A 14,474-nucleotide genomic window follows, 5' to 3' on the forward strand; every position below is an offset into this window, starting at 1 on the left:
ATAGTCGCATGCGCCCGCCGGGGGTACCGGCGGGCGCACTCCCCGTCGGGCCATGCACCTGAGCATGGAAGATTCCCGGCGCCGGAGTGGTTGGTGGTGAAGGAAGGTCGGACGCCGAGCGCGCCGCACACGTCTCTGAGCAGTCGGACGACGACGGCCCTTCCCCTGTGCGCCGAACCCGAAGGGGCTGGTTTTCACAAATGGCCGATCAACTGGTCATCCGGGGTGCCCGCGAGCACAACCTGAAGGACGTCTCACTCGATCTTCCGCGCGACGCGATGATCGTGTTCACCGGACTGTCCGGCTCGGGCAAGTCGTCGCTGGCGTTCGACACGATCTTCGCCGAGGGGCAGCGGCGCTACGTCGAGTCGCTGTCGGCGTACGCCCGCCAGTTCCTCGGCCAGATGGACAAGCCCGACGTCGACTTCATCGAGGGCCTGTCGCCGGCGGTCTCCATCGACCAGAAGTCCACGAGCAAGAACCCCCGATCCACCGTCGGCACCATCACCGAGGTGTACGACTATCTGCGGCTGCTGTGGGCGCGCATCGGGGTGCCGCACTGCCCCGAGTGCGGCAGGGAGATCGCGCGGCAGACCCCGCAGCAGATCGTCGACCGCGTCATGGAGTTCGCCGAGGGCACCCGGTTCCAGGTCCTCGCGCCCATCGTCCGCGGGCGCAAGGGCGAGTACGCGGAGCTGTTCAAGGACCTCCAGTCCAAGGGCTTCACCCGCGCCAGGGTCGACGGCGCCGCGGTCCGCCTCGACGACGTCCCGAAGCTCAAGAAGTACGAGAAGCACGACATCGCCGTGGTGGTCGACCGGCTCAGCGTCAAGGAGTCCTCGAAGAAGCGGCTGACCGACTCCGTCGAGACCGCCCTCGGCCTCGCCGCCGGCACCATCCTGCTCGACTTCGTCGACCTCCCCGAGGACGACCCCGAGCGCGAGAAGATCTACTCCGAGCACCTGTACTGCCCTTACGACGACCTGTCGTTCGAGGAGCTCGAACCCCGCTCGTTCTCCTTCAACTCGCCCTACGGCGCCTGCCCCGAGTGCGCGGGCCTGGGCACCCGCATGGAGGTCGACCCGGAGCTGCTGGTCCCCGACCCCGAGAAGTCCCTCGCCGACGGCGCCATCTCCCCCTGGTCGGGCGGGCACGCCAGCGAGTACTTCGGCCGCCTCATGCAGGCCGTTGGCGACGCCATCGGGTTCACCCTCGACACCCCGTGGGAGAAGCTGCCCAAGCAGGCGCGCACCGCGCTGCTTGAGGGCCACGACACCCAGGTCCACGTGCAGTACCGCAACCGGTACGGGCGCACCCGCTCCTACTACACCGACTTCGAGGGCGTCATCCCGTGGGTGAAGCGCCGCCACTCCGAGAGCGAGAGCGACACCAGCCGCGAGCGCCTCGAAGGGTTCATGCGCACGGTGCCGTGCGCGGCGTGCCACGGTCGGCGCCTCAAGCCGGTGATCCTCGCGGTCACCGTCGGCGGGCACTCCATCGCCGACGTTGCGGCGCTGCCGCTGAACGAGGCGGCGGTGTTCCTGCGCACGGTCGAGCTCAGCGACCGCGACCGCACCATCGCCGCGCAGGTCCTCAAGGAGATCTCGGCGCGGCTGGGCTTCCTGCTCGACGTCGGCCTCGACTACCTCAACCTGGAGCGGCCGACCGGATCGCTCTCCGGCGGCGAGGCGCAGCGCATCCGCCTCGCCACCCAGATCGGGTCGGGGCTGGTGGGCGTGCTGTACGTCCTCGACGAGCCGTCCATCGGGCTGCACCAGCGCGACAACTTCCGGCTGCTGGAGACCTTGGAGCGGCTGCGCACCATCGGCAACACCCTCATCGTGGTCGAGCACGACGAGGACACCATCCGGGCGGCCGACTGGGTCGTCGACATCGGCCCGGGCGCCGGCGAGCACGGCGGCGACGTCGTCGTGTCCGGCACCGTCGAGGACCTGCTGGCCAGCCCTGACTCCGCCACCGGCGCCTACCTCACGGGCCGCCGCGAGATCCCGCTGCCTGCGGTCCGCCGGCCCGCGACCAAGGGCCGCGAGCTGGTGGTGAAGGGCGCCACGGAGAACAACCTGCGCGGCATCGACGTCCCGTTCCCGCTGGGCGTGTTCACCGCCGTCACCGGGGTGTCGGGGTCGGGCAAGTCCACCCTCGTCAACGAGATCCTGTACAAGGCGCTCGCGAAGGAGTTGCACGGGGCGCGCACGGTGCCGGGCCGGCACGTGCGGGTCAACGGAATGGGCCAGGCCGACAAGGTCGTGCACGTCGACCAGAGCCCGATCGGCCGCACACCGCGCTCCAACCCCGCCACCTACACGGGCGTGTTCGACCACATCCGCAAGCTGTTCGCCGCGACCGCCGAGGCGAAGATGCGCGGTTACCAGCCCGGCCGGTTCTCCTTCAACATCAAGGGCGGACGCTGCGAGGCGTGTGCGGGCGACGGCACCCTCCGGATCGAGATGCAATTCCTGCCCGACGTCTACGTCCCCTGCGAGGTCTGCCACGGCGCCCGCTACAACCGGGAGACCCTCGACGTCCATTACAAGGGCAAGACCATCGCCGAGGTCCTGAACATGCCCATCGAGGAGGCGCTGGAGTTCTTCGAGCCGGTCACCGCCATCCGCCGGCACATGCAGACCCTCAACGACGTCGGCCTGGGCTACGTCCGCCTCGGCCAGCCCGCGACCACCCTGTCGGGCGGCGAGGCGCAGCGGGTGAAGCTCGCCTCGGAGTTGCAGCGGCGCTCCACCGGGCGCACCGTGTACGTCCTCGACGAGCCCACCACCGGCCTGCACTTCGAGGACATCCGCAAGCTGCTGGGGGTGCTGGGCCGCCTGGTCGACAGCGGCAACACCGTGATCGTCATCGAGCACAACCTCGACGTCATCAAGACCGCCGACCACGTCATCGACATGGGCCCCGAGGGCGGTGCGCGCGGCGGGACCGTCCTCGCCGCCGGCACCCCCGAAGAGATCGCCACCGCCGAGGGCAGCTACACCGGCGAGTTCCTCGCGAAGATCCTGTGAACACCCGGGGCCGGGTGCCAAGTGCGCCCGGTCTCGGTAGGGTCGGGGGCGATGAGCCATCCCCCGTTCCCGCCCCAGCAGCCAGCACCGCCGTCGAGAGAGCCCATGGACGACCGCAGTCAGCGCCCCGCCCCGCCGTTGGCACCGTGGGGGCCGCGTGCCGCCGCCCGCCTCGTCGACGTCGCGGTCGTCACCATCCCGGCGCTGATCGTGGCGCTGGTGTTCAGCCTGATCTGGATGGGCGCCCAGCTCACCCTGAACCTGGCATCGAACAGTTCCGGCGCGACGCAGGACAAGTTCGCCGTCATCTTCAGCGTCGCCCTGTACCTGTGCCTCACGGCGTACGACGTCGTCACGCTGACCAAGCTGCGCAAGACGTTCGGCAAACATCTGCTGAAGATCAGGGTCGCCTCGCTGGACAACCGCTCCTTCGAGCAGCCGATCCCGTTCAGCACCGTCCTGGTCAGAGCGGCAGTCTTCCACCTTTGGGTACTGTTCTTCTGGACGAACATCGTCCTTGTCGCCGGCCTTGCGATCGCCTCCCTCATCGCCTATGTTCTCTGGCCACTTTGGGACACGCCGTACCGGCAAGGGCTCCACGACAAGCTCGCGCGTACCGTAGTCGTGCGCACGGGCTAACCTGGGCGCATCGGCACACGGCCCGGATCCCGAATTTGGTGCCCCCGCCGGGTCAGTGGAATGCTGAGCAGCCTTCAATCCAGACGATCGAACACACCCCGAGGTGCAAGCCCACATGAGTTACCCACCGCCGCCTGAACAGCCGCCGCACGGCGGGGGTCCTTACCAGCCCCAGCAGCCCGGCTACGGCTCGGGCCCGCAGCAGCCCCCCTACGGCGGCCAACCGGGCTACGGCCCGCAGCAGCCGCCGCCCCCGCAGCCCCAGCAACCGGGGTACGGTTCCGGCCCGCAGCAGCCCTACCCCGGCGGCCAGCCGGGCTACGGCCCGCAGCAGCCGCCGCCCCCGCAGCCCCAGCAGCCGTACGGCGGCCAGCCCGGCTACGCCCCGCAGCAGCAGCCCTATGGCGGCCAGCCGGGCTACGGCCCGGGCGGGTACGGCCAGCCGCAGCGTCCCGCCGCAGGGTGGGGCGGGCGGTTCGGTGCCCGCGTCATCGACGGCTTCATCGTCGGCATCCCCGGCGGCATCGTCATCGCCATCCTGTCCGCGGCCATGATGCCCACCGACATCATGTCGCCGAGCTACGCCGAGGACGTCGCCGCGGCCAGCGCCATGTCCATGGGCATCGGCTACCTGATCCTCGCCGTCATCGGCATCGTCTACGAAGGGCTCATGCTCTCCAGCAAGGGCCAGACCCTGGGCAAGATGGCCGTGAGCGCGGTCGTCACCCCGCTGGGCGGCGCCGGGTACGGCGCCGGCCTGCCGGGCGGTACCGCCTACACCCGCGCCGCCGCCTGGTGGGGCGCCTACGCCCTCATGGGTGTGCTCGCGTTCATCGGCGGTGCGGGCCTGGCCGGCATCGCCGGCATCTACGTCCTCCTCAACGGCCTCTGGCCGCTGTGGGACAGCCAGAACCAGTCGCTGAACGACAAGATCGCCAAGACCCTGGTCGTGTCGTCCCGCTAGTTCCACCGGTACAGCACACGCGAGGGCGGTCCCCGGTTCACGGGGGCCGCCCTCGCTCTGTGTCCTGCGCATCCGCGGATCACCGGCCCCGCCGAGGGGCCGCCCGCACCCAGTACTACAGTCTGTCGTAGTACGTAGGGCGGGCCGAGCGGAACGGGGAAGCGAGCACGATGCGGGAGCCGACGGGAACCGGGGTCACCCGGCGCAGGGTGCTGGGAGCGGCGGGGGCCGCGGGCGCCGCGGCAGTGGGGGCCGCCGCGTGCGCGACCCCCGAGGAGGACCGGCCCACGCCGCACGACAAGCTGCACGGCACGGTGGTGGCGCAGACCGGCGACGTGCCCGAGGGCGGCGGCACGGTCATCGTCAAGAGCAAGCTGGTCCTCACCCAGCCCGCGAAGGGCGACTACAAGGCGTTCAGCGCGGTGTGCGCGCACGCCGGGTGCACGATCCAGGAGGTCAAGGAGAACATCCACTGCCTGTGCCACGGCAGCGAGTTCGACCTGGCGACCGGCGACGTGCTGGAGGGCCCCGCGAACAAGCCGCTGGAGCCCTTGGACGTCACCGTGGAGGGCACCGACATCACCCTGGTCTGAACGGGTGCGCCGGTGCCGTCTCAGCCTTCGTCGGAGGGGGTCTCGCCCCGGTCGGTGTGGTGCGCGCCGCCCGACTCCTTCCGCGCGCCGACCGGCAGCGGCGGCGTGCCGCGGCGGAACGCGGACTCGGGCCAGATGCCGGCGTAGCCCGCTGAGGAGTCGTCGGGCACGGTGAACTCGGTGCGGTTGCGCGGCAGCGCCTCGGGGAACTGCTCGGCGAGGTAGCCGATCATGTGCTCGCGGAGATCGCAGCAGAGGTCCCAGCGGGCGTCGGAGTCGGCGACGGTCACGACCGCGCGGAGTTCGATGAGCCCGCTTTCGAGGACCTCGGTCGCCTGGAGCGACCACCGGCGGCCGTCCCACAGGGGGTGGTTGGTGACGTAGGCGCCGACCTCTTCGCGGATCTTGTCGATGGGGACCTCCCAGTCGACCCGCAGCATCACCGCGCCGGTGATCGAGGTGCCCTGCTTGGTCCAGTTCTCGAACGCGTTGTTGGTGAAGTGGGAGACCGGGACGACGAAGCGCCGCTCGTCCCACAGCCGCAGCGTGACGTTGGTGAGGGTGAGCTCCTCGACGCGGCCCCACTCCTCGTTGAACACCACGATGTCGTTGATGCGCAGGGTGTCGCTGAACGCGAGTTGCAGGCCGGCGAACAGGTTGCCCAGCGTGGACTGCGCGGCGACACCGGCGATGATGCCGATGAGGCCGGCGGAGGTGAGGATCCCGGCGCCCAGCGGGGCGAAGGCGTCGAAGGTGAACAGGATCGCCGCGGCCGAGAGGATCACGATGATGGACGAGATGACCCTGCGCAGCAGCTTCACCTGGGTCTGCAAGCGGCGCGAACGGCGGTCGGCGTCGGCGCTCTGGAGCGCGAGCCGGTCGAGGACGGTGTCGGTGACCGCGAACGCGGCCGCCAGCGCGAGCCAGGTGATCGACGCGATGAGCGCGATCGTCATCGTGTGCTGGAAGGTCGACCAGCCGATGGGGGCGTCGCCGGTGAACCCCTTGGAGTCGGGGATGGCGATGTTCACCCCGACCACGGCCGCGGCGAAGTACGCGGCGTAGGTGCAGCGGTTGACCAGAGGACCGGCCATGCGCCACACCTTCGACAACTGGTGGGTGAGCAGCCAGTGCATCACCGTGACCAGGAGCACGGAGATCGCGACGGCGACGCCGAGCGCGATCCAATGTTCCAACTTCACGGCTGTGAGCCCCCTCAAAGGTAGAGAAACCGCCCGGTATCGGACCCAACCTAGAGCATCCAGATACCAAACCGTGACATAACCGAGGTGACTTAGCGCATCGCCGAACGGGGCGTCCATGCTCCACGGTAGAACGCCGCGCGGCGTAGTGAACAGTACCCGGTCGGCCACTGCTCCCGTGGCGTCGCGCAGGATGTCCGAACCGGCGCCAGAATGGTGGGTATGACAGCGCAACCCAAGCTGCGGCCCAAGCCCGGGTCGATCCCGACCGACCCCGGTGTGTACCGCTTCCGCGACTCCCACGGGCGCGTCATCTACGTCGGCAAGGCCAAGAACCTGCGCGCCCGGCTCTCGTCCTACTTCCAGGACTTCGCGGGGCTGCACCCCCGCACCCAGTCGATGGTCGCCACGGCCGCCGACGTCGACTGGACCGTGGTGGGCACCGAGGTCGAGGCGCTCCAACTGGAGTACTCCTGGATCAAGCAGTACGACCCCCGGTTCAACGTCAAGTACCGCGACGACAAGAGCTACCCCTACCTCGCCATCACCTTCAACGAGGAGTTCCCCCGGGTCCAGGTCATGCGCGGCGCCAAGCGCAAGGGCGTGCGCTACTTCGGCCCGTACTCCCACGTGTGGGCCATCCGCGAGACCGTCGACCTGCTCCTGCGCGTGTTCCCGGTGCGCACCTGCTCCGCTGGGGTGTTCAAGCGCGCCAAGTCCAGCGGGCGGCCGTGCCTGCTCGGCTACATCGACAAGTGCGCGGCGCCGTGCGTCGGCAAGGTCACCCCCGCTGAGCACCGGGCGCTCGCCGAGGACTTCAGCTCCTTCATGGCCGGCGACACCAACCGCTATGTGCGCGGCATCGAGCAGCAGATGCGCGCCGCGGCGGGCGAGCAGGACTACGAGCGCGCGGCCCGGCTGCGCGACGACATCCAGGCGCTGCGCACCGCACTGGAGAAGCAGTCCGTGGTGCTGGGCGAGTCCACCGACTGCGACGTCATCGCCTTCGCCGAGGACCCTCTCGAAGCGGCGGTCCAGGTGTTCTACGTGCGCGGCGGGCGCATCCGGGGCCAGCGCGGCTGGGTCGTCGACAAGGTCGAGGACGTCGGCACCGGCCGCCTCGTCGAGCAGTTCATCGCCCAGACCTACGGCGCCATCGGCCCCGGCGACGCGGCCGACGCCGCCGACGGAGCGGCGGCGGCCATCCCCCGGGAGGTGCTCGTCTCGGAGCTGCCCGCCGACCCCGGCGCCGTCGACGCCTGGCTGGCCGAGCACCGCGGCGGCCCGGTGTCGCTGCGGGTGCCCAAGCGCGGCGACAAGAAGTCGCTGCTGGAGACCGTGGCGAAGAACGCGGCCCAGGCGCTGGCGCGGCACAAGACCCAGCGGGCCGGCGACCTCACGACCCGCAGCAAGGCCCTCGGCGAGGTCCAGGAGGCGCTGGGGCTGGCCGAGGCGCCGCTGCGCATCGAGTGCTACGACGTCGCCAACCTCCAGGGCACCCACGTCGTGGCGTCCATGGTGGTGTTCGAGGACGGCATGGCGCGCAAGTCGGAGTACCGCCGCTTCAGCATCAGGGGCAGCGGCGCGGGCGGCGCGGAGCAGAACGACGTCGCCGCGATGCACGAGGTCATCAAGCGGCGGTTCACCCGCTACCTTGAGGAGAGCGAGAAGTCGGGCGAAGCCATCGGCGGCCCCGCCGGCGAGTCCGACGGCGAGGCGGGCCCCGAACCGGCGAAGTTCGCCTACCCGCCCAACCTCGTGGTGGTCGACGGCGGCCGCCCGCAGGTCGACGCGGCGCAGCGGGCGCTCGACGAACTGGGCGTCACCGACATCGCCGTGTGCGGTCTCGCGAAACGACTGGAGGAGGTATGGCTGCCGGGCGACGACGACCCGGTCATCCTCGCCCGCGCGGGCGAGGGGCTGTACCTGCTCCAGCGGGTGCGCGACGAAGCGCACCGCTTCGCCAACACCTACCACCGGCAGATGCGGGCGAAGGCGCTCACCGGCAGCGCGCTCGACGACGTGCCCGGTCTCGGACCGGCCCGGCGCAACGCGCTGCTCAAGCACTTCGGCTCCGTGCGCAGGCTGGCGGCCGCGACCGTGGCCGAGATCGGGGAGGTCCCCGGTATCGGTGCGCGCACGGCGGCGACCATCCAGTCGATGCTGAACGGCGACCGCGATACTGGGAGCCAGGGCCCTGACCAGGGCGGGGCCCAACAATCCAATGGGGGATGAGCACGTGCCGAACACCCTGAGCGGAGCACTTCCGCCGGAGATCGTCATCGTCACGGGGATGTCCGGCGCCGGCCGCAGCACGGCGGCGCGGGCGCTGGAGGACCTCGACTGGTTCGTGGTCGACAACCTCCCGCCCGGCCTGCTGCCCACCATGATCGACCTCGCCGGCCGCACCAAGGGCGCCGTGCCGAAGGTCGCCGCGGTGGTCGACGTCCGCAGCATGGCGTTCACCGAGGACCTGCTGTCCACGGTCGAGGCGCTGCGCACCCGCGGCATCGCCGCCCGCGTGGTGTTCCTCGAGGCCGGCGACGAAACGCTAGTGCGCCGCTTCGAGGGCGTCCGCCGCCCGCACCCGTTGCAGGGCGACGGCCGCCTCACCGACGGCATCGCCCGCGAACGCGAGACCCTGCGCACCGTGCGCGACGAGGCCGACCTCGTCATCGACACCTCGCAGCTCAACGTCCACCAGCTCAAGGCGAAGGTCATCGGGTTCTTCGGCGAGGGCGAGAAGACCCACCTGCGGGCGAACGTCGTGTCGTTCGGGTTCAAGCACGGCCTGCCCGTCGACGCCGACCTCGTGGTCGACTGCCGGTTCCTGCCCAACCCGCACTGGGTGCCGGAGCTGCGCCCCATGAACGGCCGCGACGCAGCGGTGCGCGACTACGTCCTCGCGCAGAAGGGCGCCAAGGAGCTGCTCGACGCCTACACCGAGGTGCTGCGCCTGCTCATCGACGGCTACCAGCGCGAAGGCAAGCACTATCTGACGCTGGCCGTGGGCTGCACCGGCGGGAAGCACCGCAGCGTCGCCATGTCGGAGCAGTTCGGCGAGCGGCTGCGCGACGAAGGGCTCGACGTGCACGTCGTGCACCGCGATGTGGGACGGGAGTAGCCGCTTGCCGGAGCATCCGGACGACGGCGGCGACGCCGGCTCCCCGCCGCGCGTGGTCGCCCTGGGCGGCGGGCACGGGCTGCACGCCTCCCTGTCGGCGCTGCGCCGGGTCACCACCGACCTCACCGCCGTGGTCACGGTCGCCGACGACGGCGGCTCCAGCGGGCGGCTGCGCCGGGAACTGGGCGTGCTGCCTCCGGGCGACCTCCGCATGGCGCTGGCGGCCCTGTGCGGCGACGACGAGTGGGGGCACACCTGGAGCGAGGTGGTGCAGCACCGGTTCCGCTCAGAGGGCGACCTGCACGGCCACGCGGTCGGCAACCTCCTCATCGTCGCCCTGTGGGAGCTGCTGGGCGACTCCGTCGCCGGCCTCGACTGGGTGGGCCAGCTGCTCGGCGCGCACGGCCGGGTGCTGCCGATGTCGTCGATCCCCTTGGACATCGTCGCCGAGGTCGAGGGCGCCGACCCCGCCCGGCCGACCGATGTCACCACGGTGCGCGGCCAGGTGGCGTGCGCGAGCACGAACGGCCGGGTCCGCTCGGTGTCGCTTGTCCCGGCGTCCCCGCCGGCGTCGCCGCCGGCCGTCAAGGCGGTGCGCGAGGCCGACTGGGTGGTGTTCGGGCCGGGGTCGTGGTTCACCAGCGTGCTCCCGCACCTGATGGTGCCCGAGCTCGCCGGGGCGCTCGTCGCCACCCGGGCGAAGCGGCTGGTCGCGCTGAACCTGTCGCCGCAGCGCGGCGAGACCGACGGCTTCGCCCCGCACACCTACCTGGAGGTGCTCGCCGCGCACGCGCCCGCGCTGCGCATCGACGTGGTGCTCGCCGACGCCGCCATGGTCGACGAGCCGCAGGCGCTGCGCGACGCCGCGGCGAAGCTCGGCGGCCGGCTGGTGCTGGCGGAGATCGCGGCCGGCGACGGCAGCCCGCGGCACGATCCGCACCGGCTCGCCGCGGCGTTCGACGGCGTCTTCGGGGCGTCGCGGCCCGGGGCCGCCGCGCACCCGCCGCCGCCGGGCCGCCGCGCGGCCCGGCACGAATAAGCGTTTGTCGCGAAATGCGACTCGCCGTTTCCACCTGGGGTTTTGGACACGCGTCCCAGAGTCTGGCATTGCCGCGCGCGCCGAGTAGTCTGCGTCCTGACAAGCATCCGTGCCCACGCGGCACCGCGCGAACACCTGCGTTCCAGGGGGAGGACCACATCCATGGCGATGACCGGCGTGGTGAAGGACGAGTTGAGCCGGCTGACCGTTCTCAAGCCATGCTGCCGCAAGGCTGAGGTGTCCACGATCCTGCGGTTCACGGGTGGCCTGCACCTGGTGAGCGGCCGGATCGTCATCGAGGCCGAGCTCGACACCGGTGCGGCGGCGCGGCGGCTGCGCAAGGACATCTCGGAGGTGTTCGGGCACGAGTCCGAGGTCGTGGTCCTGGCGCCCAGCGGCCTGCGCAAGGGCAACCGCTACGTGGTGCGGATCATCAAGGACGGCGAGAGCCTGGCCCGCCAGACCGGGCTGATCGACAACAACGGCCGCCCGGTGCGCGGCCTGCCGCGGCACGTGGTCGCCGGCGGCGCCTGCGACGCCGAGTCGGCGTGGCGCGGCGCGTTCATCGCGCACGGCTCCCTGACCGAGCCGGGGCGCTCCATGTCGCTGGAGGTCACCTGCCCCGGCCCCGAGGCCGCCCTGGCGCTGGTGGGGGCGGCGCGCCGCCTCAAGGTGCACGCCAAGGCGCGCGAGGTGCGCGGTGTCGACCGTGTCGTGGTCCGCGACGGCGACTCCATCGGCGCGCTGCTCACCCTCCTGGGGGCGCACCAGAGCGTGCTCGCCTGGGAGGAGCGCCGCATGCGCCGCGAGGTCCGCGCCACGGCGAACCGGCTGGCCAACTTCGACGACGCCAACCTGCGCCGCAGCGCCCGCGCCGCGGTGGCGGCCGGCGCCCGGGTCGAGCGGGCACTGGAGATCCTCGGCGAGGAGGCGCCCGAGCACCTGGTCGCCGCCGGGCAGCTCCGGCTCGCGCACAAGCAGGCGTCGCTGGAGGAGCTGGGGCAGCTGTCCGACCCGCCGCTCACCAAGGACGCCATCGCCGGGCGGATCCGGCGGCTGCTCGCCATGGCCGACAAGCGCGCCTCGGACCTGCACATGCCCGGCACCGACGCCAACCTCACGCCCGACATGCTCGTGCCCTGAACCGCGGCCGCGCCGCGCGGCGCGCCCGGTACCGCCGCGCGGCCGGAGCCGCCGGCACCGCGTAATGAATTGTGAAGCGGAAAACCCCCCGACCACGCTTTCACGATCTGCGGAAACACCTAGAAATCCGGTCGAAACATACGCTCTAATGGTCTATACCTCTGGTGCGCGGGGGGCGCGTGCGGCCCGTCGGCCGCTCCGGCCGACCCCGACTCCCTGCGGCCCACGCAGACACAGGGCGATAGGCTGAAGCCATCCCAGCGCACTGATACCGCGATCCGGCGCGTGCCGCGTCGGACCTCAGCGTCAACGACGCAATCGACACGTGAGGAGAATGGTTCGAGTGACCATCCGTGTAGGCGTGAACGGCTTCGGCCGGATCGGTCGCAACTTCTACCGGGCCGTCCAGGCGTCCGGCAGGAACGACATCGAGATCGTCGCGGTGAACGACCTCACCGATAACACCACGCTCGCGCACCTGCTCAAGTACGACACCGTGCTCGGCACCCTCGACGCCGAGGTCACCGCCGACGGCGACGGCATCACGGTCGGCGGCACCACCATCAAGACGCTCGCCGAGCGCAACCCCGCCGCCCTCCCGTGGCGCGACCTCGGGGTCGACGTCGTCATCGAGTCGACCGGCCACTTCACCAAGGCCGAGGACGCCCGCAAGCACATCGAGGCCGGCGCGAAGAAGGTCATCATCTCCGCCCCCGCGAAGGGCGAGGACCTCACCATCGTGCTGGGCGTGAACGACGACAAGTACGACCCCGCGTCGCACCACATCGTGTCCAACGCGTCGTGCACCACCAACTGCGTCGCACCGATGGCCAAGACGCTGCTCGACAACTTCGGCATCGTCAAGGGCCTCATGACCACGGTGCACGCCTACACCAACGACCAGGTCATCCTGGACTTCCCGCACTCGGACCTGCGCCGGGCCCGCGCGGCGGCGCAGAACATCATCCCCACCACCACCGGTGCGGCCAAGGCCACGGCGCTGGTGCTGCCGGAGCTCCAGGGCAAGCTCGACGGCATCGCCATGCGCGTCCCGGTCCCCGACGGCTCGGTGACCGACCTCGTGGTGGAGCTGGAGCGCGAGGTCACCAAGGACGAGGTCAACGCCGCGTTCAAGGCCGCAGCCGAGGGGCCGCTCAAGGGCCTGCTGAAGTACACCGAGGACCCCATCGTGTCGTCCGACATCGTGGGCACCACGCCGTCGTGCACCTTCGACGCCAGCCTGACCATGGCGTTCGGCAACACGGTCAAGATCATCGGCTGGTACGACAACGAGTTCGGCTACTCGAACCGCATCGTCGACCTGACCTCGCTGGTCGGCTCCAACCTGTAGGCGCTGAGGCGGTACCCGCGTTTGCGACCGGCGGTGGCGCCCCCAGCGGGGGCGCCACCGCGGTGTTTGCGGCACCGGCCCGCGCACCCGCTCCACCCGACATCGCTGCTGTGAGAGGACCCCCATGCGGACGATCGACGATCTCGACGTCGCCGGCAGGCGCGTGTTCGTCCGGGCCGACCTGAACGTGCCCCTCGACGGTGAGCGCATCACCGACGACGGCCGCATCCGGGCCGCCCTGCCCACCATCACCGCGCTGCGCGAACGCGGCGCCCGCGTCGTCGTCGGCGCCCACCTCGGCCGCCCCAAGGGCCGGGTCGCCCCGGAGTTCTCGCTGGGGCCGGTCGCCGCCCGGCTGGGCGAACTCCTGGGCGCCGACGTGCGCTTCGCCGCCGACACCGCGGGGGAGTCCGCGCGGGCCACCGCGGCGGCGCTCGCCGACGGCGAGGTCGCCGTACTGGAGAACCTCCGGTTCGAGCCCGGCGAGACCAGCAAGGACGACGCGGAGCGCGGCGAGTTCGCCGACCGCCTCGCCGCCCTCGCCGACCTCTACGTCGGCGACGGCTTCGGGGCGGTGCACCGCAAGCACGCCAGCGTGGTCGACCTGCCGCAGCGGCTGCCGCATGCGGTCGGCGGCCTGGTGCTCGCCGAGGTCGAGGTGCTGCACCGCCTCACCGGCGACCCGCGGCGCCCCTACGTCGTCGTGCTGGGCGGCGCGAAGGTCTCCGACAAGCTCGCCGTCATCGACAACCTGCTGGGCACCGCCGACCGCCTGATCATCGGCGGCGGCATGGTCTTCACCTTCCTCAAGGCCAAGGGCTACGAGGTGGGCCGCAGCATGCTGGAGGAGGACCAGGTCCCGGTCGTCGCCGAGTACATCGACCGCGCCGAGCGCGAAGGCGTCGAACTGGTGCTGCCCGTCGACATCGTCGCCGCCGACGCGTTCGCCGCCGACTCCCCGCACGCCGCGGTCGCCGCCGACGCGATCCCCGCCGACCGGCTGGGCCTCGACATCGGCCCGGAGTCCGGCGCGCTGTTCGCCGCGAAGCTCGCCGACGCCAAGACCGTCTTCTGGAACGGCCCCATGGGCGTCTTCGAGATGGCGGCGTTCGCCGGCGGCACCCGCGCGCTCGCGCAGGGGCTGATCGACTCCGACGCGTTCACCGTCGTGGGCGGCGGCGACTCCGCTGCGGCCGTGCGCGCGCTCGGCTTCGACGAGGCGGCGTTCGGCCACATCTCCACCGGCGGCGGCGCCAGCCTGGAGTACCTGGAGGGCAAGACCCTGCCCGGCATCCAGGCCCTGGCGGACTGACCCCGGCCCGCGGCACGCAGGCGCGGGCACCCCCGACCGCAATCCGACCCCGACCCGAGGACGTATCGACGA

The 14,474-nt window shown here is 71.3% G+C and carries 11 protein-coding genes; 10 read left to right on the forward strand and 1 reads right to left on the reverse strand.

What is annotated here, in order from left to right; genetic code table 11:
* Positions 1–200: 200 nt before the first annotated feature.
* The 4 genes from uvrA to CLV63_RS23985 all read left to right on the forward strand — a co-directional run bounded on the left by uvrA (position 201) and on the right by CLV63_RS23985 (position 5,231).
* Positions 201–3,035, forward strand: coding sequence for an excinuclease ABC subunit UvrA (uvrA, locus tag CLV63_RS23970; RefSeq protein WP_106585451.1), 2,835 nt, complete (start codon positions 201–203; stop codon positions 3,033–3,035).
* 105 nt (positions 3,036–3,140) lie between these two features.
* Complete coding sequence (locus tag CLV63_RS23975; protein WP_170134310.1) at positions 3,141–3,674, forward strand: RDD family protein; 534 nt, start codon at positions 3,141–3,143, stop codon at positions 3,672–3,674.
* Positions 3,675–3,789: 115 nt separating this feature from the next.
* Complete coding sequence (locus CLV63_RS23980) at positions 3,790–4,638, forward strand: RDD family protein (RefSeq protein WP_106585453.1); 849 nt, start codon at positions 3,790–3,792, stop codon at positions 4,636–4,638.
* Between the two features lie 170 nt (positions 4,639–4,808).
* The gene (locus CLV63_RS23985) at positions 4,809–5,231 is read left to right on the forward strand and encodes a Rieske (2Fe-2S) protein (RefSeq protein WP_106585454.1); all 423 of its coding nucleotides are present in this window, start codon (positions 4,809–4,811) and stop codon (positions 5,229–5,231) included.
* 20 nt (positions 5,232–5,251) lie between these two features.
* Here the strand turns inward: CLV63_RS23985 and CLV63_RS23990 are convergent, their stop codons facing one another.
* Positions 5,252–6,433, reverse strand: coding sequence for a mechanosensitive ion channel family protein (locus CLV63_RS23990; RefSeq protein ID WP_106585455.1), 1,182 nt, complete (start codon positions 6,431–6,433; stop codon positions 5,252–5,254).
* 222 nt (positions 6,434–6,655) lie between these two features.
* On the opposite strand from CLV63_RS23990, the gene uvrC reads away from it, so the two are divergent.
* The 6 genes from uvrC (at position 6,656) to CLV63_RS24020 (ending at position 14,402) form a co-directional block, all read left to right on the forward strand.
* A complete protein-coding gene (uvrC, locus tag CLV63_RS23995; protein WP_106585456.1) occupies positions 6,656–8,668 on the forward strand; it encodes an excinuclease ABC subunit UvrC in 2,013 nt (670 codons plus the stop codon).
* Complete coding sequence (gene rapZ, locus CLV63_RS24000; protein WP_106585457.1) at positions 8,658–9,557, forward strand: RNase adapter RapZ; 900 nt, start codon at positions 8,658–8,660, stop codon at positions 9,555–9,557. Before uvrC ends, rapZ begins: the two co-directional genes overlap by 11 nt.
* Before the next feature lie 52 nt (positions 9,558–9,609).
* Positions 9,610–10,596 (forward strand): gluconeogenesis factor YvcK family protein, encoded by a 987-nt coding sequence (locus CLV63_RS24005; RefSeq protein ID WP_106585536.1) that lies wholly within the window; start codon positions 9,610–9,612, stop codon positions 10,594–10,596.
* A gap of 162 nt (positions 10,597–10,758) precedes the next feature.
* Positions 10,759–11,739: a DNA-binding protein WhiA gene (gene whiA, locus CLV63_RS24010; protein ID WP_106585458.1), complete on the forward strand. Its 981-nt coding sequence runs from the start codon at positions 10,759–10,761 to the stop codon at positions 11,737–11,739.
* 343 nt (positions 11,740–12,082) lie between these two features.
* Positions 12,083–13,090 carry a type I glyceraldehyde-3-phosphate dehydrogenase gene (gene gap, locus CLV63_RS24015; RefSeq protein WP_106585459.1) on the forward strand — a complete coding sequence of 336 codons (1,008 nt, stop codon included), beginning with the start codon at positions 12,083–12,085 and terminating at the stop codon, positions 13,088–13,090.
* 124 nt (positions 13,091–13,214) lie between these two features.
* Entirely contained in the window at positions 13,215–14,402 is a 1,188-nt protein-coding gene (locus tag CLV63_RS24020) for a phosphoglycerate kinase (RefSeq protein ID WP_106585460.1), read from the forward strand.
* Positions 14,403–14,474 lie beyond the last annotated feature (72 nt).

The sequence above is a fragment of the Murinocardiopsis flavida genome (assembly GCF_003014485.1).
GTDB lineage: Bacteria > Actinomycetota > Actinomycetes > Streptosporangiales > Streptosporangiaceae > Murinocardiopsis > Murinocardiopsis flavida.

Bases quoted from the DNA above. Each gene is read 5' to 3' on its own strand.
- uvrA (WP_106585451.1), top strand. From the start codon at position 201: ATGGCCGATCAACTGGTCATCCGGGGTGCCCGCGAGCACAACCTGAAG.
- CLV63_RS23975 (WP_170134310.1), top strand. From the start codon at position 3,141: ATGGACGACCGCAGTCAGCGCCCCGCCCCGCCGTTGGCACCGTGGGGG.
- CLV63_RS23980 (WP_106585453.1), top strand. From the start codon at position 3,790: ATGAGTTACCCACCGCCGCCTGAACAGCCGCCGCACGGCGGGGGTCCT.
- CLV63_RS23985 (WP_106585454.1), top strand. From the start codon at position 4,809: ATGCGGGAGCCGACGGGAACCGGGGTCACCCGGCGCAGGGTGCTGGGA.
- uvrC (WP_106585456.1), top strand. From the start codon at position 6,656: ATGACAGCGCAACCCAAGCTGCGGCCCAAGCCCGGGTCGATCCCGACC.
- rapZ (WP_106585457.1), top strand. From the start codon at position 8,658: ATGGGGGATGAGCACGTGCCGAACACCCTGAGCGGAGCACTTCCGCCG.
- whiA (WP_106585458.1), top strand. From the start codon at position 10,759: ATGGCGATGACCGGCGTGGTGAAGGACGAGTTGAGCCGGCTGACCGTT.
- CLV63_RS24020 (WP_106585460.1), top strand. From the start codon at position 13,215: ATGCGGACGATCGACGATCTCGACGTCGCCGGCAGGCGCGTGTTCGTC.